At 71.0% G+C, this 24,429-nt stretch carries 22 protein-coding genes, 1 pseudogene and 1 riboswitch; of the genes and pseudogenes, 10 read left to right on the forward strand and 13 right to left on the reverse strand.

Annotated elements, in window-relative coordinates:
• Positions 1 to 70: 70 nt before the first annotated feature.
• The 3 genes from ACFYZJ_RS02470 to ACFYZJ_RS02480 form a co-directional block, all read right to left on the reverse strand.
• Positions 71 to 823, reverse strand: coding sequence for a M23 family metallopeptidase (locus tag ACFYZJ_RS02470; protein ID WP_388561961.1), 753 nt, complete (start codon positions 821 to 823; stop codon positions 71 to 73).
• A 12-nt stretch (positions 824 to 835) separates the two neighbouring features.
• A riboswitch (cyclic di-AMP (ydaO/yuaA leader) is annotated at positions 836 to 986 on the reverse strand.
• Between the two features lie 222 nt (positions 987 to 1,208).
• Positions 1,209 to 2,597: a M16 family metallopeptidase gene (locus tag ACFYZJ_RS02475; protein ID WP_388561963.1), complete on the reverse strand. Its 1,389-nt coding sequence runs from the start codon at positions 2,595 to 2,597 to the stop codon at positions 1,209 to 1,211.
• Positions 2,594 to 3,958, reverse strand: a complete 1,365-nt coding sequence (locus ACFYZJ_RS02480; RefSeq protein WP_388561965.1) for a M16 family metallopeptidase — start codon at positions 3,956 to 3,958, stop codon at positions 2,594 to 2,596. Before ACFYZJ_RS02480 ends, ACFYZJ_RS02475 begins: the two co-directional genes overlap by 4 nt.
• A gap of 309 nt (positions 3,959 to 4,267) precedes the next feature.
• On the opposite strand from ACFYZJ_RS02480, the gene ACFYZJ_RS02485 reads away from it, so the two are divergent.
• Complete coding sequence (locus ACFYZJ_RS02485) at positions 4,268 to 6,724, forward strand: DNA topoisomerase (ATP-hydrolyzing) subunit A (protein ID WP_388561967.1); 2,457 nt, start codon at positions 4,268 to 4,270, stop codon at positions 6,722 to 6,724.
• Position 6,725: 1 nt separating this feature from the next.
• Here ACFYZJ_RS02485 and ACFYZJ_RS02490 read toward each other — a convergent pair whose 3' ends face one another.
• Positions 6,726 to 7,808 (reverse strand): CobW family GTP-binding protein, encoded by a 1,083-nt coding sequence (locus ACFYZJ_RS02490; protein ID WP_388561969.1) that lies wholly within the window; start codon positions 7,806 to 7,808, stop codon positions 6,726 to 6,728.
• A 371-nt stretch (positions 7,809 to 8,179) separates the two neighbouring features.
• On the opposite strand from ACFYZJ_RS02490, the gene ACFYZJ_RS02495 reads away from it, so the two are divergent.
• The 4 genes and pseudogenes from ACFYZJ_RS02495 to ACFYZJ_RS02510 all read left to right on the forward strand — a co-directional run bounded on the left by ACFYZJ_RS02495 (position 8,180) and on the right by ACFYZJ_RS02510 (position 9,989).
• Positions 8,180 to 8,704 (forward strand): DUF6082 family protein, encoded by a 525-nt coding sequence (locus ACFYZJ_RS02495; protein WP_388561971.1) that lies wholly within the window; start codon positions 8,180 to 8,182, stop codon positions 8,702 to 8,704.
• 114 nt (positions 8,705 to 8,818) lie between these two features.
• The gene (locus ACFYZJ_RS02500) at positions 8,819 to 9,055 is read left to right on the forward strand and encodes a hypothetical protein (RefSeq protein WP_388561973.1); all 237 of its coding nucleotides are present in this window, start codon (positions 8,819 to 8,821) and stop codon (positions 9,053 to 9,055) included.
• Positions 9,056 to 9,246: 191 nt separating this feature from the next.
• Positions 9,247 to 9,489, forward strand: a pseudogene (locus tag ACFYZJ_RS02505) (hypothetical protein).
• 176 nt (positions 9,490 to 9,665) lie between these two features.
• A complete protein-coding gene (locus tag ACFYZJ_RS02510) occupies positions 9,666 to 9,989 on the forward strand; it encodes a hypothetical protein (protein ID WP_388561975.1) in 324 nt (107 codons plus the stop codon).
• A 70-nt stretch (positions 9,990 to 10,059) separates the two neighbouring features.
• On the opposite strand, the gene ACFYZJ_RS02515 is transcribed toward ACFYZJ_RS02510, so the two are convergent.
• A complete protein-coding gene (locus ACFYZJ_RS02515) occupies positions 10,060 to 11,223 on the reverse strand; it encodes a citrate synthase (protein WP_388561977.1) in 1,164 nt (387 codons plus the stop codon).
• A 96-nt stretch (positions 11,224 to 11,319) separates the two neighbouring features.
• Between ACFYZJ_RS02515 and ACFYZJ_RS02520 the strand changes: the two genes are divergently transcribed.
• The 4 genes from ACFYZJ_RS02520 (at position 11,320) to ACFYZJ_RS02535 (ending at position 16,114) form a co-directional block, all read left to right on the forward strand.
• The gene (locus tag ACFYZJ_RS02520; RefSeq protein WP_388561979.1) at positions 11,320 to 12,576 is read left to right on the forward strand and encodes a citrate synthase; all 1,257 of its coding nucleotides are present in this window, start codon (positions 11,320 to 11,322) and stop codon (positions 12,574 to 12,576) included.
• A gap of 43 nt (positions 12,577 to 12,619) precedes the next feature.
• Positions 12,620 to 13,570: a sucrase ferredoxin gene (locus ACFYZJ_RS02525; RefSeq protein ID WP_388561981.1), complete on the forward strand. Its 951-nt coding sequence runs from the start codon at positions 12,620 to 12,622 to the stop codon at positions 13,568 to 13,570.
• 136 nt (positions 13,571 to 13,706) lie between these two features.
• On the forward strand, positions 13,707 to 15,428 hold the full coding sequence (locus tag ACFYZJ_RS02530; protein ID WP_388561983.1) for an ATP-binding protein: 1,722 nt from the start codon (positions 13,707 to 13,709) through the stop codon (positions 15,426 to 15,428).
• Positions 15,425 to 16,114: a response regulator gene (locus ACFYZJ_RS02535; protein ID WP_388561985.1), complete on the forward strand. Its 690-nt coding sequence runs from the start codon at positions 15,425 to 15,427 to the stop codon at positions 16,112 to 16,114. Before ACFYZJ_RS02530 ends, ACFYZJ_RS02535 begins: the two co-directional genes overlap by 4 nt.
• A 16-nt stretch (positions 16,115 to 16,130) precedes the next feature.
• Here ACFYZJ_RS02535 and ACFYZJ_RS02540 read toward each other — a convergent pair whose 3' ends face one another.
• The 3 genes from ACFYZJ_RS02540 to ACFYZJ_RS02550 all read right to left on the reverse strand — a co-directional run bounded on the left by ACFYZJ_RS02540 (position 16,131) and on the right by ACFYZJ_RS02550 (position 18,951).
• Positions 16,131 to 17,192 (reverse strand): ABC transporter substrate-binding protein, encoded by a 1,062-nt coding sequence (locus tag ACFYZJ_RS02540; protein ID WP_388561987.1) that lies wholly within the window; start codon positions 17,190 to 17,192, stop codon positions 16,131 to 16,133.
• Between the two features lie 90 nt (positions 17,193 to 17,282).
• The gene (locus ACFYZJ_RS02545) at positions 17,283 to 18,146 is read right to left on the reverse strand and encodes an ABC transporter permease (protein WP_388561988.1); all 864 of its coding nucleotides are present in this window, start codon (positions 18,144 to 18,146) and stop codon (positions 17,283 to 17,285) included.
• Entirely contained in the window at positions 18,136 to 18,951 is an 816-nt protein-coding gene (locus tag ACFYZJ_RS02550) for an ABC transporter ATP-binding protein (protein ID WP_388561989.1), read from the reverse strand. Before ACFYZJ_RS02550 ends, ACFYZJ_RS02545 begins: the two co-directional genes overlap by 11 nt.
• A gap of 161 nt (positions 18,952 to 19,112) precedes the next feature.
• Between ACFYZJ_RS02550 and ACFYZJ_RS02555 the strand changes: the two genes are divergently transcribed.
• Positions 19,113 to 19,805, forward strand: coding sequence for a response regulator (locus ACFYZJ_RS02555; protein ID WP_388561991.1), 693 nt, complete (start codon positions 19,113 to 19,115; stop codon positions 19,803 to 19,805).
• 49 nt (positions 19,806 to 19,854) lie between these two features.
• Here ACFYZJ_RS02555 and ACFYZJ_RS02560 read toward each other — a convergent pair whose 3' ends face one another.
• From ACFYZJ_RS02560 to ACFYZJ_RS02580, 5 genes are all read right to left on the reverse strand, one after another.
• Positions 19,855 to 21,447, reverse strand: coding sequence for a cation acetate symporter (locus ACFYZJ_RS02560; protein WP_388561993.1), 1,593 nt, complete (start codon positions 21,445 to 21,447; stop codon positions 19,855 to 19,857).
• Positions 21,444 to 22,007, reverse strand: coding sequence for a DUF485 domain-containing protein (locus tag ACFYZJ_RS02565; RefSeq protein ID WP_388561995.1), 564 nt, complete (start codon positions 22,005 to 22,007; stop codon positions 21,444 to 21,446). Before ACFYZJ_RS02565 ends, ACFYZJ_RS02560 begins: the two co-directional genes overlap by 4 nt.
• Before the next feature lie 68 nt (positions 22,008 to 22,075).
• A complete protein-coding gene (locus tag ACFYZJ_RS02570) occupies positions 22,076 to 22,759 on the reverse strand; it encodes a response regulator (RefSeq protein WP_388561997.1) in 684 nt (227 codons plus the stop codon).
• Positions 22,756 to 23,907, reverse strand: a complete 1,152-nt coding sequence (locus ACFYZJ_RS02575) for a sensor histidine kinase (protein ID WP_388561999.1) — start codon at positions 23,905 to 23,907, stop codon at positions 22,756 to 22,758. The genes ACFYZJ_RS02570 and ACFYZJ_RS02575 overlap by 4 nt, the downstream gene beginning before the upstream one ends.
• Complete coding sequence (locus tag ACFYZJ_RS02580) at positions 23,904 to 24,428, reverse strand: DUF1453 domain-containing protein (protein ID WP_388562001.1); 525 nt, start codon at positions 24,426 to 24,428, stop codon at positions 23,904 to 23,906. Before ACFYZJ_RS02580 ends, ACFYZJ_RS02575 begins: the two co-directional genes overlap by 4 nt.
• Position 24,429: the final 1 nt, after the last annotated feature.

Below are 24,429 nucleotides of genomic sequence, written 5' to 3' on the forward strand. Positions count from 1 at the left end.
GCGTCGCCGTGCGGGCGCGTCGCCGTGCGGGCGCGCCGGTCGCGGACGCGCCGGTCGCGGACGCCGGCCGTCAGACGTTCACACCGTGCGAGCGGAGGTAGGCGACGGGGTCGATGTCCGAGCCGTACTCGGGAGTGGTGCGGGCCTCGAAGTGCAGGTGCGGCCCGGTGGTGTTGCCGGTGGCCCCGGAGAGGGCTATCTGCCGGCCGGGGGTGACCCGCTGCCCGACGGAGACGCCGATGGACGACAGGTGGCCGTACTGGGTGTAGGTGCCGTCGTCCATCCTGATGACGATCTGGTTGCCGTACGCGCCGCCCCAGCCGGTCTGGACGACGGTGCCGGCGCCGACGGCGTGCACGGGCGTGCCCGTGGCGGCGTGGAAGTCGATGCCGGTGTGGGCGCCGGAGGACCACAGGGAGCCGCCGGTCTTGTAGCCGGTGGACACGTAGGAGTCGAAGATCGGCGGTACGAACGCGTTCAGACGCCTGCGCTCGGCTTCGCGTGCGGCCCGCTCCTTGGCCTCGCGCTCCTGACGGGCCTTCTCGGCGGCCTTCGTACGCGAGGCCTCCTCGGCCTGCTTCCGCTCGGCGGCCTGCTTCTGGGCGGTGGCCTGTGCGTCGATCTTCTCGGCGACCGAGTCACCGAGGGTGACGGCCTGGAGCAGTCCGGTCTGCTCGGAGGGGGCGTCGGCGGCGAGGGCCGGGGCGGCCAGGGTGCCGATGACACCGGTGGCGGTGAGCGCGGCGACGCCGACGGCGTTCGCAGTCGTACGCTTCACACGGCTCGGGCGACGGTGCTTCCCGGTGGCGCAGGTGAACGCCATGAAGTGGCTGGTCCTTTCCTTCCCTCTCGCCTACCGGGTTAGCTGACGGGTTCGGAGCAGGAAGGTCTCCTACGGGCTCGCGCCCGATTCACCCCAGGGACTGTGGTTTTGGGTCCCCGGCTCCCCTGACTCGCGCCGTACGGGGACTCGGCGATGACTGTCCGGTGCCGCGGGTGCGGCGTACTGCCTGACGGACAGCCTGAATGACGCTAAGGGGACCGTCTTTCAATCAGCAAACGCGGAGCGGGGTTTGTAGCGCATCCCACAGGGCAGAGAGGCAACCTCTGTGGCAATACGGACATACCCCCAATAGGCAGGGCCCTGGTGACACGGGGAGTCACCAGGGCCCTGGGTCGGCGCGGCACACGCGCGCGTACGGTTCGCCCTACTCGGCCGCCACGACGCTCACTTCACCGATGGCGAGCGCCTCGACGGGCTCCTTGATCTGCGCCGCGTCGCCCACCAGGACGGTGACCAGACGGTCGACCGGGAACGCGTTGACGACGGCCGCGGTGGCCTCCACCGTCCCGGTGGCGGCCAGTTCCTGATAGAGCGTCGACTGGTAGTCGTCCGGCAGGTGCTGCTCGACCTGGTCGGCGAGCGTGCTCGCGACGGCCGCCGCCGTCTCGAACTTCAGCGGTGCCACCCCCACCAGGTTCTGCACGGCGACATCGCGCTCGGCGTCCGTCAGGCCCTCGGCGGCCAGGGTGCGCAGCACCTTCCACAGGTCGTCGAGCGCCGGGCCGGTGTTCGGCGTGTCGACCGAGCCGCTGATGGCGAGCATCGCGGCGCCCGTGCCGTCGGGCGCGGAGCGCAGCACCTGGCCGAACGCCCGAACCCCGTAGGTGTAGCCCTTCTCCTCGCGCAGGACGCGGTCCAGGCGGGAGGTGAGGGTGCCGCCGAGGCAGTACGTGCCGAGCACCTGCGCGGGCCATACGCGGTCGTGGCGGTCGGGCCCGATACGGCCGATGAGCAGCTGCGTCTGGACGGCGCCGGGACGGTCGACGATGATCACGCGGCCGGTGTCGTCGGCGGTCACCGGGGGCACCGGGCGCGGCTTGGCGGGCTTCCCCGTCCAGGCGCCGAGGGTGTCGCCGAGGAGCGCGTCGAGGTCGATCCCGGTGAGGTCGCCGACCACGACCACGGTGGACGTCGCGGGTCGTACGTACCGCTCGTAGAAGGCACGGACGGCCGCCGCGTCGATGTTCGCGACCGTCTCCTCGGTGCCCTGGCGCGGGCGCGACATGCGCGAGGACGCCGGGAACAGCTCCTTGGAGAGCTCCTTGGCGGCGCGGCGGGCCGGGTTGGCCATCTCGTGCGGGATCTCGTCGAGGCGGTTGCGCACCAGGCGCTCCACCTCGCTGTCCGCGAACGCCGGCGACCTCAGGGCGTCGGCGAGCAGTCCGAGCGCCTTGGGGAGGCGGGAGACGGGCACTTCCAGGGAGAGGCGGACGCCGGGGTGGTCGGCGTGCGAGTCGAGGGTGGCGCCGCAGCGCTCCAGCTCGGCGGCGAACTCCTCGGCGGAGTGCTTGTCGGTGCCCTCGGAGAAGGCGCGCGCCATGATCGTGGCGACGCCGTCGAGGCCGGCCGGCTCGGCGTCCAGCGGCGCGTCGAGGAGCACCTCGACGGCGACCACCTGCTGGCCGGGGCGGTGGCAGCGCAGCACGGTCAGGCCGTTGTCGAGCGTGCCGCGCTCGGGCGCCGGGAACGCCCAGGGCCGGGCCTCGCCGGGCTGGGGCTGCGGGTGGAACTCCATGGTCGCGAGCTCGGTCACTTCGCCGACTCCTCGGTCTCGTCGGTGGTCTCGGCTGCCTCCGGGGCCTCGGCCTCGGCCGCGACCGGTTCGTACACGAGCACCGCGCGGTTGTCGGGGCGCAGGCGGGCCTTGGCGATCTCCTGCACCTCCTCGGCGGTGATCTCGAGCACGCGCTTCACGGCGGTCAGGGCGAGCTGGGGGTCGCCGAACAGCACGGCGTACCGGCACAGTTCGTCGGCGCGGCCCGCGACCGTCCCGAGCCGGTCCAGCCATTCGCGCTCCAACTGGGCCTGGGCGCGCTCCATTTCCTCGGCCGTCGGGCCCTGCTCGGCGAACCGGGCGAGTTCCTCGTCGATGGCGGCCTCGATGACGGGCACCTCGACGTCGCCGGACGTCTTCACGTCCAGCCACCCCAGGGAGGGCGCCCCCGCGAGCCGCAGCAGGCCGAACCCGGCGGCGACGGCGGTGCGGTCACGCCGGACGAGCCGGTTGTACAGGCGGGAGGACTCCCCACCGCCCAGGATGGTGAGCGCCACGTCGGCCGCGTCGCACGCGCGCGTGCCGTCGTGCGGCAGCCGGTAGGCGCCCATCAGGGCGCGCGCCGGAACCTCCTCCTCGACGACCTCCCGCAGCTCACGGCCGATGATGTCGGGCAGCGAGCCGTCGCGCGGGGCGGGCTTGCCGTCGTGGGAGGGGATGGACCCGAAGTACTTCTCGATCCAGGCGAGGGTCTGCCGGGGGTCGATGTCCCCGACGACGGACAGCACCGCGTTGTTCGGCGCGTAGTAGGTGCGGAAGAACGCGCGCGCGTCCTCCAGGGTGGCCGCGTCCAGGTCGGCCATCGACCCGATCGGCGTGTGGTGGTAGGGGTGGCCCTCCGGGTAGGCGAGCGCGGTCAGCCTCTCGAAGGCGGTGCCGTACGGGACGTTGTCGTAGCGCTGGCGGCGCTCGTTCTTGACGACGTCGCGCTGGTTCTCCATCGACTCGTCGTCCAGCGCGGCGAGCAGGGAGCCCATGCGGTCGGCCTCCAGCCAGAGGGCGAGTTCCAGCTGGTGGGCGGGCATGGTCTCGAAGTAGTTGGTGCGTTCGAAGCTGGTGGTGCCGTTGAGCGAGCCGCCCGCTCCCTGCACCAGTTCGAAGTGGCCGTTGCCCTTGACCTGGGCGGAGCCCTGGAACATCAGGTGCTCGAAGAGGTGGGCGAGACCCGTGCGCCCCTGAACCTCGTGCCGGGAGCCGACGTCGTACCAGAGGCACACCGCCGCGACCGGGGTCAGGTGGTCCTCGGAGAGCACCACGCGCAGGCCGTTGGCCAGGCGGTGCTCGGTCGCTGTCAGGCCCCCGGAGCCTGCCTCGGCTGTGGCCGTGTGACCCATGGGCATGTATGTCCCTTCGATCGCGGAAGCTGTCGCGGAAACCGCGGTTTCCTGCCGGTCCTGTCACTGTATGCAAGCGTGCCGACCGGTGGCGAAGTTCCCGGGCTGCGTACGCCGAGAGCGAGACCATGATTACGGGGGGTGGGGGATGTGAGCGGTTGACGCGGCGGCGGCCGGGACGGTCGTGATCGTCGCCGGGCCGGTGCACGGCCCCCTGGGACGGGCCCTGGTCCGCGTTGTCGGTGGGCCGGTCCACAATGGTCGGCGTCAGATTCGTTTCCATGCCCAGCACAGACGGTGAAGGAGCCGGCAGCGATGGCCCGCCGCAGCACGAAGACCCCGCCACCCGACGACTCGTACGAGGAGAAGATCCTCGACATCGACGTCGTGGACGAGATGCAGGGCTCCTTCCTCGAGTACGCGTACTCGGTCATCTACTCAAGGGCCCTGCCTGACGCCCGCGACGGCCTCAAGCCGGTGCACCGGCGGATCGTCTACCAGATGAACGAGATGGGCCTGCGCCCCGACCGCGGCTATGTGAAGTGCGCCCGCGTCGTCGGCGAGGTCATGGGTAAGTTGCATCCGCACGGCGACGCGTCGATCTACGACGCCCTGGTGCGCATGGCCCAGCCCTTCTCGATGCGTGTGCCGCTGGTCGACGGCCACGGCAACTTCGGCTCGCTGGGCAACGACGACCCGCCGGCGGCCATGCGGTACACCGAGTGCCGGATGGCCGAGGCGACAAGTCTGATGACCGAGTCGATCGACGAGGACACGGTCGACTTCGCGCCCAACTACGACGGCCAGGAGCAGGAGCCGGTCGCCCTGCCCGCGGCCTTCCCGAACCTGCTGGTGAACGGCTCGTCGGGCATCGCCGTCGGCATGGCGACGAACATGCCGCCGCACAACCTGCGCGAGGTGATCGCGGCCGCCCGCCACCTGATCAGGTACCCGAACGCGGATCTCGACGCCCTGATGAAGCACGTCCCGGGCCCCGATCTACCCACCGGCGGCCGGATCGTGGGTCTGTCCGGGATCCGCGACGCCTACGAGACGGGCCGCGGCACCTTCCGGATCCGGGCCACGGTCTCCGTGGAGAACGTGACGGCGCGCCGCAAGGGCCTCGTCGTCACCGAGCTGCCCTTCACGATCGGCCCCGAGAAGGTGATCGCCAAGATCAAGGACCTGGTGGGTTCGAAGAAGCTCCAGGGCATCGCCGACGTCAAGGACCTCACCGACCGGGAGCACGGCCTGCGCCTGGTCATCGAGATCAAGAACGGCTTCGTGCCGGAGGCGGTCCTGGAGCAGCTCTACAAGCTGACGCCCATGGAGGAGTCCTTCGGCATCAACAACGTCGCGCTGGTCGACGGCCAGCCGCTGACCCTGGGCCTCAAGGAGCTCCTCGAGGTCTACCTGGACCACCGCTTCGACGTGGTCCGCCGCCGCTCGGAGTTCCGCCGCGGCAAGAGGCGCGACCGTCTGCACCTGGTCGAGGGCCTGCTGACGGCGCTGGTGGACATCGACGAGGTCATCCGCCTGATCCGCTCCAGCGAGAACTCCGCGCAGGCCAAGGAGCGCCTGATGCAGCGCTTCTCGCTGAGCGAGATCCAGACGCAGTACATCCTCGACACGCCGCTGCGCCGCCTGACGAAGTACGACCGCATCGAGCTGGAGGCGGAGAAGGACCGGCTCAACGCCGAGATCGAGGAGCTGACCCGGATCCTGGAGTCGGACGCGGAGCTGCGCAAGCTGGTCTCCGATGAACTGGCCGCGGTGGCCAAGAAGTTCGGCACCGACCGGCGCACGGTGCTGCTGGAGTCCTCCGGCGCTCCGGCCCCGACGGTGCCGTTGCAGGTCGAGGACGCCCCGTGCCGGGTTCTGATGTCGTCGACGGGCCTGCTGGCGCGCACGGCGAACAACGACCCGTTCGCGGAGGACACCGACGGGAAGCGCGCCAGGCACGACGTGATCGTGTCCGTCGTGCCGGCGACGGCGCGCGGTGAGGTGGGCGTGGTGACGTCCGCCGGGCGGCTGCTGCGCGTGAACGTGATCGACCTTCCGCAGCTGCCGGAGACGGCGACGCGGGCGAGTCTGTCCGGGGGCGCGCCGGTCTCGGAGTTCGTGTCCCTGGAGGCGGACGAGACGGTGGTGTGCCTGACGACCCTGGACGAGTCCTCCCCGGGCCTCGCGCTCGGCACGGAGCAGGGCGTGGTCAAGCGTGTGGTCCCCGACTACCCCGCGAACAAGGAGGAGTTGGAGGTCATCACCCTCAAGGAGGGCGACCGGATCGTCGGCGCGGTCGAGTTGCGTACGGGCGAGGAGGACCTGGTCTTCATCACGGACGACGCGCAACTGCTGCGCTATCCCGCCTCCCAGGTCCGCCCGCAGGGCCGTCCCGCGGGTGGCATGGCGGGCATCAAGCTGGCCGAGGGCGCCAAGGTGATCTCGTTCACGGCGGTCGATCCGGCGGCCGACGCGGTGGTCTTCACGGTCGCCGGATCGCGCGGCACGCTGGACGACTCGGTGCAGACCACGGCCAAGATGACGCCGTTCGACCAGTACCCGCGCAAGGGCCGCGCCACGGGCGGCGTGCGCTGCCAGCGGTTCCTGAAGGGCGAGGACTGCCTGTCGTTCGCGTGGGCGGGCGCGACCCCGGCCCGGGCCGCGCAGAAGAACGGCACACCGGCCGAGCTGCCCGAGATCGACCCGCGGCGCGACGGCTCGGGCGTGTCGCTGCCGAAGACGGTCGCGGCGGTGGCGGGGCCGGTGTAGGTCAGCCCTCGAGGTCGCCGAGGTCGTCCACGGCTTCGGCCTCCTTGTCCTGGACGTGGCGGAGGACGCCCCACATGCTGTGCTCATCGGCGTGCGGGGCGTCGTCCGTGCAGGCCCGGAGTTCCTTGTCGAGGGCTGCGGTGTCGATGCCCGACCCGATGAGGACCAGCTGGGTGAGCCGCTCGTCGCCGGCCCCCCACGGCTCCGGGTAGAACCTCAGGAACCGCCCCACCGCGTGCACGGCGTACCGGTTGCGCGGATCCGACGGGCCGAAGTCGACGTACCCCTTGATCCGGTACAGGCCCTCCGGACGGCTGTCGAGGAAGTCCAGCAGCCGTCGGGGGTTCATGGGGACGTCGGAGCGGAAGGACAGGCTGTCGTAGGCGGTGTGCAGGTGGGCGTGGTGCGCGTCGTCGTGCCCGTGCTCGTCCTGTCGCGGGATGTCGTCGAAGGACAGTTGCCCGATGCGCTCCTCGGCCGGCCGGCAGTCGAAGAGGAAATCCGGGTCGATACGCCCGTAGGCGGCCGGGACGACGGCGGCACGGTCGGCGAGCGAGCGCACCAGCCGCAGGATCCGTCCGCTGTCCTCGGCCCGATCGGTCTTGTTGACGACGACGAGGTCGGCGAGGGCGAGATGGCGGTCGAGTTCGGGGTGCCGCTCACGGGTGGCGTCGAACTCGACGGCGTCGACGACCTCGACGAGCCCGCCGTAGACGACGCGTGGCTGCTCGCTGGCGAGCACCATGCGGACGAGTTCCCCCGGTTCGGCGAGTCCGCTGGCCTCGATGACGATGACGTCGATGCCGGCCGAGGGCTGAGCGAGACGGTCGAGGTAGACGTCGAGTTCGCTCGCGTCGACGGCGCAGCACAGGCACCCGTTGCCGAGGGAGACGGTGGAGTCCCCGAGGGCCCCGGCGACGGCCATCGCGTCGATCTCGATGGCCCCGAAGTCGTTGACGACGGCCCCGATGCGGCTGCCTCCGCTGTGGTGGAGGAGGTGGTTGAGCAGGGTGGTCTTGCCGGAGCCCAGAAATCCGGCGAGTACGACGACCGGTATCTGCTGCGGACTCGACGACTGGGTCACTGTGCGCCCCTTCTCATACCCTTGCGTGTGCCGGCTCTCGGCCCGGCGGGCGTACGAGCCCGGCTCGCGGACCGGCTCGCGCCGCAACGGGTCGGCTCTCGTACGAGGACTGAATGCCGACCCAGGATACGAGTGCGAGGAAACCCGGCGAAGTGAACGATTGTTAGCAGCACTTGCGGGGCAGACGTTGGACATGGCGCTGGAGCGTGCGACCCTCGCTTCCCTCCGTGCGCCTCCTCTCCGCCTCCCGGCCGATCAGAGCCGCTCGGCACCCTGGGAGACGGCAAGCGCGCCGCCCATCGCTCGCCGGTCCCCACCAGTCGACCCGCACCCGACGACCGGCGGACGGTCGGCTGATTCCGGGGGTTGACATGGCCACACAGAAACTCGGGACGCGCGGCGCGGGCTCCGCTGTCGTGGCGGGGCTCGCGTTCGCGGCAGGGTCCCTGGCCCTGTTCGCTCTGCAGCAGCGCAAGTTCAACGAGACAAGGCTGCGAATCGAGCAGCAGCGTGCGCATTTCCATCTTCTGGACGAGGCGATACAGGACCCTGAGTTGGCCGCCGTGATGAGCACGGTGGATCTCAGTGCCGCGCCGCCCGAGAAACGCCCGACCCTGCGCCGCCAGTACATCTTCGCGAACGCCTGGTACACCAACATCCTGCAGCTGTACCGCAGTGGAACCATCACCTGGGAGGAGCTGTACGGGCACCTTCGGGTGGTGTGCCAGAGCGGGGTCTTCCGCGACTACTGGGACGCGACGCGTCACCACCGCGAGAGCCTGCCGTACTCCTCGGACGAAGCACGCGTGGGACGCATGGTGGACCGCTTGATCCAGGAGCTGGACGATGCCGACACCGACGAGTGGTGGGTCGTGGGCGAACCCCCCACCGAATAGGGCCCAGCCGGCCTCTGTGCCGGTTGGGTTATCCGCGAACCCGGCATCGGCATCGAAGGGCTAACCTGTCCCCCGCCCAACCACCCACTGTTCACAAAAGGACCGGGATTCCCTTTGAAGATCGTGCGCCGCATCGGTGTGTCTCCTCGTGAACGCGGCAGCGCCACCGCCGAGACCTGCCCCGACATCTTCGAGCTCAGCGACGGCAACTTCGCCGTCATCGGGACGGACGCCACCGACCAGCTCGACGGCGCACTGCCGCCCGACGCCGCACGAGCCGCCTATGAACGCATCGTCGTCATCAGCAGGCAGACGCTCATCGGGGCCAAGGCCGACATCCCCGACGCCTGACGCCTCCTGCGCCCTCGCCCACCAGGACGTCACCCCCTCCTGGGCGCATCCGGCGCGTGAACGGCCCAGGTGCCGCGACCCGCGATCGTGCGGTCACCACATGCCGTACAGCTGCTTCTCCACCGTCACGTCGAGGACCTGGAGGCCACTCGCATGAAGCTGATACCCCCGCAGCCCCCTCGCCGCCGCAACTGAAACGCCGTATAGGTGCCAGCCACGGCAGAGGGGCTGCATGACGGGCTCCACCTGCCCCGACATCTTCGAGCTGACGGACGGCAACTTCGCCGTCATCGGGACGGATGTTCGGGACGGATGTCACGGACGTGATCGCGGGCGTACTCCCCCACGCCGTCAAGTGCGCCGACCATGAGCGCATCGTCATCGTCACACGAGAGACCCTCGTCCGGGCCAAGACGGACATACCCGACGCCTGACATCGGTTGGGCGGACACCGCGGGCTCGGTTCCCCACCGGAACCGGGTCCGTTTCCCCCGTCCCCGCCCGGGCAGACTTCTCCCGGTCCATCAGGGGAGGCGGAATGCATCGGTCTCGCACATGGCCCACGGCGCTTCACATTGCCGCCTGGCCGGCGGCGGCCGCAGGTATCGCCATGGTGAGCGTGGCTTCCGTCGTCGTCAGCGGCTGGCTCGTGCACGGCGTCGAAGCGGCCAACGGAGGCACCCGCGAAGCCGCACGGCGCAGTGCCATAGGAGAGTACTTCGGTGGTGTGAGTGTGGTCTTCTCCGGCCTGGCCCTGCTGTTGCTCGTGCACGCCAGAGGCCTGTTGGCCAGCCCGGTTTTCCAGGGCTACTGGGCGAGAAGCCGGGCGCGCAAGAACGACCTGTCCCCGGAGACACCGGAAGCGCATGTCTTCCGCCTCTTCGACCAGGCATTCGCCGACGCGCGGCGAGGCACTCCCCCGCCCGCGTCCTGACAGCTGTGCGGCTGTCGCCTGCGGACGGCCGCGGCCCCCGGAACGGGCGAAGGAGTGACCGGTCCGCCGGTCAGGCCGCCGGCACCGCCACCGGCGGTTCCGGGCCCACGTACCGGGCCGCCGGGCGGATGATCTTCCGGTCCTCCGCCTGTTCCAGGATGTTGGCGCTCCAGCCGACCACCCGGGCCGTCGCGAAGGTGGGGGTGAACATCTCGCGCGGCAGGCCGCACAGTTCCATGACGACTCCGGCGTAGAACTCCACGTTCGTGTGCAGTTCCCGCCCGGGCTTCAGTTCGGCCAGGATGGCCTCCACCCGGCGTTCGACCTCGATCGCGAAGTCGACCAGCGGGCCGCCGAACCGCCGCGCGACACCGCGCAGCATCCTCGAGCGCGGGTCCTCCGTGCGGTAGACCGGGTGGCCGAAGCCCATGATGCGGTCGCCGGCGAGGACGCGCGCACGGATCCAGGAGTCGATGCGGTCGGGCGTGCCGATCGCATCGAGGGTGTCCAGGGCGCGGCTCGGTGCGCCGCCGTGGAGCGGGCCGGACAGGGCACCGACGGCACCCACGAGGGCTGCCGCGGCGTCCGCGCCCGTCGACGTGATCACGCGCGCCGTGAAGGTTGATGCATTGAATCCGTGGTCAATGGTTGAGATCAGGTATTGCTCGACGGCCCGGGTCCGCTCCGCGTCCGGCTCCGAACCCGTCAACATGTACAGGTAGTTGGCGGCGTGCGGCAGGTCGTCCCGTGGCTCGACGGGCTCCAGGCCCCGGCCCAGCCGGTACAGCGCCGTCAGCAGAGTGGGGACGGCGGCGCTCGCGGCGAGCGTGTCCTCGCGGCGCTGGTCCGCCCCGATGTCGTACACCGGCCGGAACCCCCTGGAGGCCCCCAGCAGGGAGAGCGCCGTCCGCAGACCGGACAACGGGCCGGACCCGGCGCTCGCCGCCGCCACCGCGGGGAGGGCGGCCCGTACGTCGGCGGGCAGCCGACGCAGCTCCGCGGTCCGCGCGGCGAACGCGGAGCGCTGTGCGGCGTCGGGCAGTTCGCCGTGGACCAACAGATGCCAGACGTCCTCGAAGCCGCGGGTCAGCGCCAGTTCGACGGCCGAGTACTGCCGGTAGTGGTAGAAGCCCTCCAACCCCCTGACGTCACCCAATGCGGTGTCGGTGACGACGACGCCCGCGAGTCCCCGCGGCACGTCGACGGAGGTGGATACGGCCCTGTCGATCGACATGTTCCCTCCTTGGACTTGACGAGACTGTCCATGCTTGACTAGAGATCTGTCAATATTGATTCGATCAATACTCCATCCATGGGTACGGTGTCCGCCATGACGGATCAAGAAGCTGCTTCCGGTCACCATGAGCGGCGGCTCACCACCAAGCAGGCCGCGGAGTTGCTCGGTGTGAAGCCCGAGACGGTCTACGCGTACGTGAGTCGGGGCCAGCTCAGCAGCCGACGTGAACACGGCGGCCGCGGCAGCACCTTCGACGCCAAGGAGGTGGCGGCCCTCGCGCGGCGCAACAGACGCGAGCCGGGCGGGACGTCTCCCGCCGCCGGCGAGTTCTCGGTCCGCACCGGCATCACGCTGATCGACAAGGACCGGTACTTCTACCGCGGTGTCGACGCGACCGAACTGGCCGCGCGCCACTCCTACGAGGAGATCGCCGAGTGGCTGTGGACCGGACGCCTGCGCCCGGGGATCACCTTCACCGCACCGGACGCCACCGTCACCGTCGCCCGCCGCGCGGTGAACGCGCTGCCCGAGCACGCCGCTCCCCTCGACCGGCTGCGCGTCGCGGCGATCGCGGCGGCCACCGCGGACCCGCTTCGCTTCGACCTGTCGCCCCAGGCGGTCCTCGGTACCGCCCGCACCCTCATCCCCACCCTCGTCGCCGCCCTCCCGTCACTGCGGCGCGACCACCGCGACGAGGGTCCGCTGGCCCGGCGCCTGTGGACACGGCTCAGCGGCCGCACGCCCGACGAGGCGTCACTTCGCGTCCTGGACATGGCGCTCGGACTGCTTGTCGACCACGACCTGGCCGCCTCGACGCTCGCGGTCCGTGTCGCCGCGTCGGCCCGCGCACACGCCTACGCCGCCGTCTCCGCCGGGCTCGGCGCGCTGGAAGGTCCGCTGCACGGTGCGGCCAGCAGTCTGGCGCACCGGATGCTTCTCGAGGTCCTGGACCGGGGCACCGCGGTTCCCGTGGTCGCCGACGAACTGCGCGCCGGGCGCCGGATCCCCGGACTCGGACACCGCCTGTATCCCGGCGAGGACCCTCGCGCGCGTGCCCTTTTCGCGGTCCTGGAGGACCTGCCGTCCGCGGCACCCGCGCTGGCCGCGGCCCGGGACATCGAGTCCACCGCGGCCCGCCACACGCCCCTGCACGCCAACGTCGACCTGGCCCTCGCCGTGTTCACGGCCTCTTCGGGCATGGACGCCACGGCCGGCGAGACCGTCTTCGCCGTCGCACGCACCGCGGGCTGGATCGCCCACACCCTGGAGGAGTACGAGGAACGCCCGCTGCGCATGCGTCCCAGCGGGCGCTATGCGGGAGCGCGCCCGCCACGGCCGCTCCCGGAGTGAGCCCGACGCTCGCCGCCGACCAAGTCAGGTTAGGCTCACCTCTGTGAGTACGTGCACGACCGCGTCCCGGGACCTCGACGAGCCCCTCGCGGGTACCGCGGCGACCGCGAGGACCTGGCTGCTCCTGGAACAGCCCGGCCCTTGGGGTCCCAAAGCGCTCACATCCAGCCACCTGGATCCGGCGCTCGGCCGCGCCCTGGAAGCAGCCGCGGAGGGCACCGGCGTACGGATCGCGCTCATCCGCCGCCCCGGACGGCACGCCGACTGCCGCACGCCCACCGAGCGGCAGGTCTACGTGGCACACACCGTGCCCGGCAATGTCTGGTTGCACGCCGCCACGACCTCCGCGCCGGAGCGGCTGCTCGATCTCGACTTCGCCGCCCTCGGCATGGGCGAACCGCACAGCTTCGACTCGGTTCTCCAGGGACGGCCGCACACCGGCGACCCGCTCGCGTTCGTCTGCACCAACGGCAGGCGGGATCGCTGCTGCGCCCTCCTCGGCCGTCCCCTCGCGGCCGAGCTGACCGCCTCAGGCGTCCACGGCGTCTGGGAGGTCACCCACCTCGGCGGCCACCGCTTCTCCCCCACGCTGCTCGTCCTGCCGTTCGGATACGCGTACGGGCGGGCCCAGGCCGCGCACGTCAAGGAGGTCCTGCAGGCCGTGCGCGAAGGGCGGGTCGTGGTCGAGGGATGCCGCGGGAGTTCCGCCTGGGAGCGGCCCGCGCAGGCCGCGGAGCTCGCGGTGCGCACGGCGGCCCAGGAGTACGCGGCGGGAGCGCTGACCGTCCTGCGCACCGACGGCACGGCGCCGCGCTGGGAGGTCACCGTCGCCCACACCGACGGGCGCCTGTGGCACGTGGTCGTGGCCCAGGGCGCCTCGCTGCCGCCGCGCCCGGAGAGCTGTGGCTCGGCGCTGGGTTCCCCGGCGCGGATGGACGTGGTGTCGGTACGGAAGCTGCGCACCGCGGTCGTGGCCCACCCGGCGCGGTGCTGAGGCGCGGGCTCCGCGCGGGACGAGTGCGGGCGCCGCGCACGGTACGGCTCCCGGTCACGGGCGGCGCCTGCACCGCACAGGAGATCCACGACACACCCGCTACGGGCGGCGCGCCCGTCCCCGTACCGTCGTACCCATGAGCCCCTCTGCCCCTGCACGACGACTGCGCCTCGGCCTGCCGCGGCGGATGTTCTCGCAGGTCCTGCTGATGCAGGTGGCGATCGCCGCGGGCGTGGCCGTGCTCGCCACCGGGCTGTTCCTGGCGCCGCTCAGCCGTCTGCTGGACGATCAGGCGATGCGCCGGGCCCTCGCGATCGCGCAGACCACGGCGGCCCAGCCACAGATGGCCAGGGATCTGCAGACGACGCGGCCGTCGCCCGAGGGGCCGGTGCAGGCGGAGGCCGAACGCATCCGCGAGGCCAGCCACGCCGAGTACGTCGTGGTGATGAACACCCGATGGGTGCGCTGGTCGCACCCGGACACCACGCAGATCGGCAAGGTCGTCTCGACCGACCCGAGCGAGGCCCTGGCCGGCAGGGACGTCATGGCCATCGACAACGGCACCCTCGGCCGCTCGGCCCGCGGCAAGGTGCCGCTGCGGGACGCGCACGGCCGGATCATCGGTGCGGTCTCCGTGGGCATCGAGTACGACAGCGTCCGGGCCCGGCTGATCCACGCGATCCCGGGGCTGTTCGCGTACGCGGGCGCGGCCCTGGCGATCGGCGCACTGGCCGCGTACCTGATCTCGCGCAGGGTCCAGCGGCAGACCCGTGACCTCGCCTTCTCGGACATCTCCGCGCTGCTCTCCGAGCGCGAGGCGATGCTGCACGGCATCAGGGAGGGCGTTGTCGCCCTGGACCGCGAGGGCCGGGTGCGTCTGGTCAACGACGAGGCGCAGCGCCTGCTGGGCATCGGTGACGAGATCGTCGGCCGCTCCCTCGACGAGGCGCTCGGCGAGGGCCGTACGACCGACGTGCTGGCCGGACGGGTCACGGGCACCGACCTGCTCACCGTGCGCGGGCACCGGGTCCTCGTCGCCAACCGCATGCCCACCGACGACGGAGGTGCCGTCGCCACCCTGCGCGACCGCACCGAGCTGGAGCAGCTCGGCCGCGAACTGGACTCCACACGCGGTCTGATCGACGCCCTGCGTGCGCAGGACCACGAACACGCCAACCGCATGCACACGCTTCTGGGGCTGCTGGAACTGGAGATGTACGAGGACGCCGTGGAGTTCGTGGGCGAGGTGGTGGGCGACCACAGGGCCACGGCGGAACAGGTCACCGAGAAGATTCACGATCCGCTGCTCGCGGCCCTGTTGGTGGGCAAGGCGACGGTCGCGGCCGAGCGCGGGGTGGCCCTGTGGATCGCGGACCGGACACTGTTGCCGGACCGGTTGATCGACCCCAGAGGTCTGGTCACTGTCGTCGGCAACCTGGTCGACAACGCACTCGACGCCGTCGCGGGCACCCCGCACGCACGCGTGGAGGTCGAACTGCGCGCGCAGGGGCGCACGGCGGTCCTGAGGGTGCGTGACACGGGTCCCGGAATACCCGCCGAGCGGCGGGAGCTGATCTTCACCGAGGGATGGTCCACCAAGCAGCCCCCGGCGCACGGCAAGCGCGGCATCGGGCTGTCCCTGGTGCGCCGCCTCGCCGAACGCCAGGGAGGCAGCGCCCAGGTGACCGAGGCGGACGGCGGCGGAGCGGAGTTCGTCGTCGTCCTCCCCGAGGCGCTCGAGGAAGTGGAGCCGCCCGCCGGGGACCGCGGGGCCCTCGTTCCCGCCCGTCAGGCACCGGCGGGCAGGGCGCCGGTCCCGGACACACCCGCACCGATCCCCGAGGAGGACCCGCGATGACCCGGCCGATCGACGTGCTGGTCGTGGACGACGACTTCCGGGTCGCCCGGGTCAACGCCGCGTATGTGGAGAGGATCCCCGGCTTCCGGGTGGCCGGCCAGGCGCACAACGCGGCCGACGCGCTGCGGCAGATGGAGACGTTGCCGCACCTGGACGTGGTCCTGATGGACCACTACCTGCCCGACGGCACGGGGCTCGCGGTCGTGCAGGAGATGCGCCGGCGCGGCCACCAGACCGATGTGATCATGGTGACGGCGGCCCGTGACATCCAGACCGTCCAGGCCGCCATGCGGCACGGCGCGCTCCAGTACCTGGTCAAACCGTTCTCCTTCGCGGGCCTGCGCGCCAAGTTGGAGGCGTACGCCGAGCTGCGCCGCACCCTCGACGGCGGCGGTGAGGCCGAACAGGCCGAGGTCGACCGGATCTTCGGCGCCCTGTCGGCAGGTTCGGAACCAGGACTGCCCAAGGGGCACTCGGCGACGACGGCGGAACTGGTACGCCGTGCCCTGGTGGACGCCCGGCGGCCGCTGTCCGCCCAGGAGATCGCCGAGCGGACCGGGCTGAGCCGCCAGACCGCCCAGCGCTATCTGAAGCTCCTCGAGCGCACGGGACGGGCCACGCTGACCCTGAAATACGGCGACGCGGGCCGCCCCGAGCATCGCTACGTGTGGGCGACCCGCGCCTGAGGCACGGCCGTCGGGCTCAGCCCGTGGCCTTCTTCACGAACTCCGTGGTGTACGTCTTGCCGAGGTCGATCGTGGCGTTCTTGATGTTGGGGTTGAACGCCTTGAGGACCTTCTCGACGGTCTCGGGGCCGTCCTCGGGCATCACGCCGTCCTTGGTGAACATCGGCAGCGTGCTCTTGATCGCCTGGGCGTACAGCGTCTTGTTGCCCTGGGAGTAGTCGGCCGGCATCTTGGCGGCGATCTCGTCCGCGGAGTGCGTGGACATCCACTTCAGGGTCTTCACGAAGGCGTTGGCCAGCTTCTGGACGGTGTGCTTGTGGCTGTTGACCCAGTCGGTCTGCATGTACAGGCTTGACGAAGGGTAGGGGCCGCCGAGCGCCTCCTGCGACCCCTGCGGCGTGCGCATGTCGACGAGCACCTTGCCGAGTTTCTTGTCGAGGATGTTGGCGACGGTCGGGTCTGTGGTCATGCCGACGTCGATGGAGCCCTTCTGGAGAGCGGAGATGAACGTCGGACCGGCACCGACGGCGACCGGGCTGAACTCGCTGACCTGGACGCCGTTCTTCACCGCGAGGTACTTGGTGAGGAAGTCGGTCGAGGAACCGAGGCCGGTGATGCCGAGCTTCCTGCCCTTGAAGTCCTTGGGCGACGTGATGTCCTTCGCGGCCTTGTCGGAGACGATCTCCACCTCGCCGGGCGCCTGGGAGAACTGCACCACGGACTCGACCTGCTTGCCCTTGGTCTGCAGGTCGAGGGTGTGGTCGTAGAAGCCGACGGCCCCCTGGACCTGGCCGGAGACGAGCGCCGTCTCGGCCTGGACACCGGCCGGCTCGCTCAGCAGTTCCACGTCGAGGCCCTCGGCGTCGAAGTAGCCGAGCCGCTGGGTGAGCATGGCGGGCAGGTAGATGACCTTGTCCAGACCACCCACCATGATCTTGACCTTCTCGCCCTTGCCGTCACCCTTGCTGCCGGAGTCCGACGAGGCGGTGGTGGCGGCGTCGTTGGCGCAGGCGGTGAGTGCGGTGACGGCGAGCAGGCCGGAGGCGGCGAGGGCGGCGATTCTGGTGGACTTGCGCATGGCGGTTCACGTCCTTGTGAGAGAGCAGTGCGGGGAGAGGAAGGGGCCCCCGGGGGCGACGGCGGCACCGGAGGTGCCGTGGGAGGGCGGTCAGTGCCCGGAGTCCGACGGCTTCCAGCGGAAGATGCGGCGCTCGGCGAAGGTGAGCAGCCCCTCGGCCACCAGCGCGACGACCGCGAGGATGACCATCGCGGCGTACACACCGGCGGCGTTGAAGGTGCCCTGGGACTGGGCGACGAGCAGGCCGATGCCCTTGGTGGCGCCTATGTACTCGCCGACGATGGCGCCGATGAGGGCGAAGCCGAAGCTGACGTGGAGGCTGGTGAAGATCCAGGAGGTGGCCGACGGGATGACGACCTGCAGCGTCACGCGCCGGTCGCTCGCGCCCAGGATGCGGGCGTTGGCGACGAGGTTGCGGTCGACCTCGCGGGCGCCCTGGAAGGCGTTGAAGAAGACCGGGAAGAAGACCAGGACGACGGCGGAAGCGATCTTGGAGGACGGCCCGAGTCCGAACCAGATCACGAAGATCGGGGCGAGGACGATCCTGGGTATGGAGTTGAGCACCTTGATGTACGGACCAAGGACATCGGCGAGGAAGGCGATCCGCCCCAACGCGATACCGCACACGACACCGGCCACCACACCGATGACCCAGCCGAGCAGTGCTTCCTGGAGGGTGACCCAGATCTGCTCGCCGAGCGAGCCGAGCGCGGTGCCGTGGGTGACCCAGGTGTAGATCTGGTCCCAGATCTTCGACGGCATCGAGAAGTTGAACGGGTCGATGACCTTGCCTCGGGACAGCGCCTCCCACAGGCCGAGCACGGCGACCAGGAGCAGCACCCTGGCCAGCAGGATGACGGCCTTGCGTCTGCGCGCGGCACGCGCGCGTGAGTGGGCGCGGTCGGGCGTGGAGGTGTCGACGGGAGTGGGCGCGGAGATGACCTCAGGCGACATGGGCGGCACCCCTCTCGCGCGTGATGCGGACCTCTTCGCCCAGGGACTCCCAGATCTCGCGGTAGATCTCGATGAACCGTGGTTCCAGGCGCACCGACTCGACCTTGCGCGGCCGGGGCAGGTCGATGTCGAAGACGTGCTTCACGGTGGCGGGTCCGGCGGTCATCACGACGACCTTGTCGGCCAGCGCGATCGACTCCTCCAGGTCGTGGGTGACGAAGACGACCGAGGCGCCCGTGCCCTCCCACAACTCCAGCAGTTCGTCCGACATCAGCGCCCGGGTCTGCACGTCGAGCGCCGAGAACGGCTCGTCCATCAGCAGGATCTCGGGGTCGTTGACGAAGGTGGCGGCGAGGGCGACGCGCTTGCGCTGACCGCCGGAGAGCTGGTGCGGGTAGCGGTCCTCGAAGGCCGCGAGCCCGACCCGGGCCAGCCACTCACGGGCCTTCTGCCTGGCCTCCGCCTTGGGCACGCCACGGAAACGCGGACCCGACATGACGTTGGACAGGACCGTGCGCCAGGGGAACGTGGCGTCCTGCTGGAAGACGAAACCGACCTTGTCCCCGACTCCGGCGACCGGTTCGCCGGCCACCAGGACCTCGCCCTCGGTGGGCTCCTCCAGACCGCTGACCAGGGTCAGGGTCGTCGACTTGCCGCATCCGGTGGGTCCGACGACGGCGACGAACTCGCCGCGCCCGACGGTCAGGTCCAGGTCCCTGACGGCCGTGTGCAGACCGCCTGACGGGGTCCTGAAGGTCTTGCTCGCGCCCCGTAGCTCGATGGCGGGGCTGGTGTCTGCGCTCATGGCCCGGGACGGTAGGTGTGGCGCGGGCCACGGCAGGAGTCTTCTGGGCGCAACCTCGACTTCTGCTTGCAAGAGTCTGTTGTGCTCATTTTGCTCGCGCTACAACTGCGGAGCCGAAACACGGGCGTAACGCCCGCACGGCCTTGGGAGAAAGAGGCCCGATGATTGACGTCCTGGTCGTGGACGACGACTTCCGTGTCGCCGAGATCAACGCCAAGTACGTGGGAAAGGTTCCCGGTTTCCGGGTCGCCGCCCGCGCGCACAGCGCTGCCCAGGCGCTCGCCGCGGTGGAACGCGCCCCGATCGACCTGGTGCTGCTCGACCACTACCTGCCCGACCAGACGGGGCTCGAACTGGTCCACCGCATGCGTGAACGCGGCCACGGCACCGACGTCATCATGATCACTGCCGCCGGCGACGTGGCGACCGTCCAGGCCGCCATGCGTCTGGGCGCCCTGCACTACCTGGTCAAACCGTTCACCTTCGCGGCCCTGCGCACCCGCCTCGACTCCTACGCCGCCCTGCGCCGCACCGTCGACCGCGTCGGCGGCCGGGGGGTGGCCGGTCAGGAGCAGGTGGACCGGATCTTCAGCGCCCTGCGCACCATACCCGCGGTCCCGTCGCCGAGGCTGCCCAGCGGCCACTCCGAACCGACCACGGACCTCATCTGCGAGGTGCTGCACCGGGCCGGCCGACCGCTCTCCGCGCACGAGGTGGCCGCCAGGACGGGTCTGAGCCGCTCCACCGCCCAGCGTTATCTGCGGCACCTGGAACAGGCGGGCCGACTGCGCCTGTCCCTGAAGTACGGCGACACGGGGCGGCCCGAGCACCGGTACGCGTGGGTGGCGCCGTAGGGCGGGAGAGGGGCCCCCGGCTCGGCGAACTCGGTGGGGCGCGCGACCGTCAGACCGCTCCGGCCCCGGTCAGTGACCGCACCTCGGTCTCCGCGTACTTGGCCTCGTCCGGCGCTTGCGGTGAGGTGACCGTGCCGAGCCAGCCCGCGAGGAAGCCGAGCGGGACGGAGACGAGGCCCGGGTTCTGCAGCGGGAAGTACTGGAAGTCGACGGCCGGGAAGAGCGATCCGGGACTTCCCGAGACGACCGGGGACAGCAGCACCAGGCCCAGTGCGGGGACGAGGCCGCCGTAGACCGCCCAGACGGCGCCGCGTGACGTGAAGCCGCGCCAGAAGAGCGTGTACATCAGCACCGGCAGATTCGCCGACGCCGAGACCGCGAAGGCGAGCCCCACCAGGAAGGCCACGTTGAGGTCGCGGACCAGCAGGCCGAGGGCGATCGCGACCGCGCCGACACCGACGGCGGCGGTCCGCGCGACCGCCACCTCGCTGCGCGCCTTACCGCCACGGTGCCGCAGTGAGGCGTAGAGGTCGTGGGCGACGGAGGCCGAGGCGGCCAGGGTGATGCCGGCGACGACCGCGAGGATCGTGGCGAAGGCGATGGCGGCGACCATGGCGAACAGCACCGTTCCCCCGGTGGTGTCCGCACCGCCGCCCAGTCGCTGCGCCAGCAGCGGCACCGCCGTGTTCCCGGCCGCGTTCGACGCACGCACGTCGTCGGGCCCGACGACGGCGGCCGCGCCGAAGCCCAGCACGATCGTCATCAGGTAGAAGCCGCCGATGAGCCCGACCGACCAGACGACCGAACGGCGGGCGGCGCGGGCGGTAGGCACGGTGTAGAAGCGGGACAGGATGTGCGGCAGCCCGGCCGTGCCCAGCACCAGCGCCAGGCCCAGGCTGACGAAATCGATCCGGGCGGTCCAGTCCCCGCCGTACCTCAGCCCCGGGGCGAGGAACGCGTCCCCGTGCCCGCTCCGCTCCGCCGCCGTGCGCAGCAACGCGTCGACGTCCCCGTGGAAACGCACCAGCAGGAGAACCGTCAGCGCGACCGTACCCCCGAGCAGCAGGACCGCCTTGACGATCTGGATCCAGGTGGTGGCCCGCATTCCGCCCAGCGCCACGTAGATCACCATGAGCGCGCCGACGACGACCACCGTCCAGGCGCGCGCCGCCGTGCTCGTCCCCCCGAAGAGCAGCGCCACCAGGCTGCCCGCGCCCACCATCTGCGCCACGAGGTACAGCACGGACACCGTCACGGAGGACGCCCCCACCGCGATCCGCACCCGCCGCTCGCCCATCCGTGCCGCGACGACGTCGGCGAGCGTGAACCGCCCGCAGTTGCGCACGAGTTCGGCGACGAAGAAGAGCACCACCAGCCAGGCGACGAGGAAGCCCACCACGTACAGAATCCCGTCGTACCCGAAGAGTGCGATGAGTCCCGTGACGCCTAGGAAGGAGGCCGCCGACATGTAGTCGCCCGCGATGGCAAAACCATTCTCCATCGGAGAGAACAGCCGCCCGCCCGCGTAGAACTCCTCCGCCGACCCGTGCCGGTCACGGCTCACCCAGGTGGTGATCGCCAGGGTGATCGCGACGAACACGCCGAACAGCAGCAGCGCCGGCGTCTGATGGTGACCGGTCACCGCTCGCCACCCCTGAGCGGTCGTGTCAACTCCTGGGTGTCCCAGCGCAGATCGAGCGCGGCGCGGTCCCTGCGCAACCGTGCGTGCCGTGCGTACGCCCACGTGAACAGGAACGTCGTCAGGAACTGCCCGAGCCCCGCCAGCATCGCCACGTTCACGGCTCCCGCCACCGGCCGGGCCATCAGCCCCGGTGCCGCCTGGGCGGTCACCACATAGCCCACGTACCAGGTGAAGAAGACCACGAGACCCGGAACCACAAACCTCCGGTACCGGCTGCGCACCTCCCGGAACGCCGCGCTGCGCTGCACCTGCAGATAGACGTCGGCGACGCGGTCGGCGCCTTCGCCCTCCCGGCGCGCGGAGGGCACGACCGGGGCGGGGGCGCCCGTCCCGTCCAGCTCGCCCCAGCCGGACGCCAGTGCGTCGTGCCAGGGGTCGTCGTACTTCGCCCGCCCGGCCGCTCCCGTGCCCGCCGCGGCCGGATCACAGCCGTGGTACTTCTCAATCGAACTCTCGGGACCGTCCCCGCTTCCGCGAGAACGATCATGGTTTGACCTCATGCCCAAGCATGGACAGAGCGGGAAGATCCCAGACCTTCTTCTCCCCGCGCTTCACCCCATCAGGTGACTCACTGCGAGGGGGGCCGGACCAGCCCCGTCGCGTACGCGTAACCCACCGCCCGCGCACGGTCCTTGATCCCCGTCTTGGCGAAGAGGTTGTTGATGTGGGTCTTCACAGTGGCCGTGGAAACGTGCAGTCTGCGCGCGATTTCCTGGTTGGTCAGCCCCTCGGCGATCAGTACGAGTACCTCGGTCTCCCGTGCGGTGAGCCCGTCCGGCGGCCGGGAGGCCGCAACCGGTTCCCGCTCCGGCTCCGTCAGCCGCTCCAGCAGGCGCCGTTGGATGCTCGGCGACAGCCCCGCCTCCCCGGACAGCACGCTCCGCACCGCCCGTACGATCTCGTCGCCGCCCGCGTCCTTGGTGAGATAACCGCGCGCCCCGGCTCTGAGGGCCGGGAACAGCGACTCGTCGTCCCCGAAGGTGGTCAGCACGACGACCTGGGTTCCGGGGTGCTCGGCGCGGATGCGCCGCGTCGCGTCGACGCCGTCACAGCGCGGCATGCGCAGGTCCATCAGCACCACGTCCGGGGCGAGCTCGGCGACGAGCCGGACCGCCTCCTCGCCGTCCCCGGCGGCGCCGACGACCTCGATCCCGGGCAGCAGACCGAGCAGCATCACGATGCCCTCGCGCACCACCGTCTGATCGTCCGCCACCACCACCCGGGCAGGCTTCGCGCTCTCCTCCTCCGTCATACGGGCACCTTCAACGTCACCACGAATCCCTCCTCCCCGGGCCCCGCCCACAGTGAGCCGCCCAGCAGCTCGGCACGCTCCCGCATGCCCAGCAGACCGTACCCGCCCCCCGACCCGGCCAGCCCGCCCGGCGAACCGCCAGAATCGCGGACGTCCAGCATCACTTCGTGCTCGGCGTACTCCAGCCGTATGCGCACCTTGGCGCCCGGAGCGTGCTTGCGGACGTTGGTCAGTGCCTCCTGAGCGACCCTGCGGACGGCCTGGGAGGCCTCGGCCGGCAGCGGTCGACGCTCACCCGAGAAGGTGATGTCGGCACCGTCCGACGCGGAGACGAGCTCACTGAGGAAGTCCTCGAGCGGGGACATCTCGCCGCGCAACGCGGAAAGTGCCTGCCGGGTCTCGGCAAGCCCGTCCCGGGCCATCCCCCGCGCCGCCACGACACGCTCCAGGATCGTCTCCCGTTCGGCCCCCGCCTCGATCAGCAACCGGGCCGCCTCCAGATGCACCAGCTGCGCCGAGAGGCTGTGCGCCAGTACGTCGTGGATCTCCCGTGCGATCCGCGTCCGCTCTGCCAGGGCCGCCGACTCCGCCTCGGCCGCCCGCGCGGCCCTCTCCTGGGCGAGCAGCCGCAGCGCGCTGCCGCGTGCCTCGGCGTCGAGGCGCAGGACGTAGCCGGCGAGCGCGATCCCGACGACGGTGACCGCCGTGTTCAGCCAGGCGTCGCCGGTGGCCGCCGCGTACGCCCCCAGACCGAGGCCGGCGGCGGGCGCGGCAGCCGCGAGGGGCAGCCGCTCCAGGGCACAGACGGCACAGCCGCACCACAGGACCATGGCCGGCACGCGCAGATCCGCCACGTACGCCGTCGCACCCATCCCGAGGAGCGCCACGAGCAGGGCCACCGCGGGCAACAGCCGGTGGTGGAAGGTGGCCCGGAAGAAGGCCCATGCCCCTGCCGCGCACACCAGGACTCCTAACGCGGCCGCGGCGATGCCCCACGAGCGCAGGCTGCCGTCCGTGAACGTCGTCCACAGGAGCATGCCGAGGGCGACGAGCCGTGCGATCCGGGCGAGCCCGCGCCGGGCGGCGGAGACACCGGCGCGGGACAAGGCCTCTCGGGAGGGCCAGCGTGTCCACGCGTACTCCGTCACACGGACTCCTTCCTCGCTGCCGAGGTCACGCGGTCACCGTACGCCGGACCCCGCAGTTGGGCGGTGGAGACGGAACGCGACCGCCAGACCAGGATCCCGCTGCGCACCAGCAGGGTGGCGGCGAGAGCGAGCAACAGGGCGGAGCTGTCCTGGTGGACGCCGAGGACCGCGCCTATGGCGAAGAGACCGACGCGCAGGCCTATGCCGACGATCCACACCGCGACGCTTGCCTTGGTACCGCGGCTCCAGACCGTGCCGTCCGGCTCGGTCCATATGCGGGTGGTCCAGGCCCAGCCGGCGCCCGTGGCCAGCCCGATGAGCAGCTCGGCCCCGATGAGGAGGGCGGACTCGGCGTGGTGCTGGGGGTCGAGCACGCCGGGCTCGCGCACGGCCAGGAAGGCCAGGACGGCAGGCATGACCCACCAGCGCCGGTCGGCCGAGATCCGGCGCGCTCGGAACTGACGCACGAGGATCAGGACGACTGCGGCGGTGATCAGCAGGGCGTCGGTGGGCCCGGACATC

Origin of the sequence: Streptomyces sp. NPDC001848, assembly GCF_042891915.1 — a bacterium.
In the GTDB taxonomy this organism is placed as follows: Bacteria; Actinomycetota; Actinomycetes; order Streptomycetales; family Streptomycetaceae; genus Streptomyces.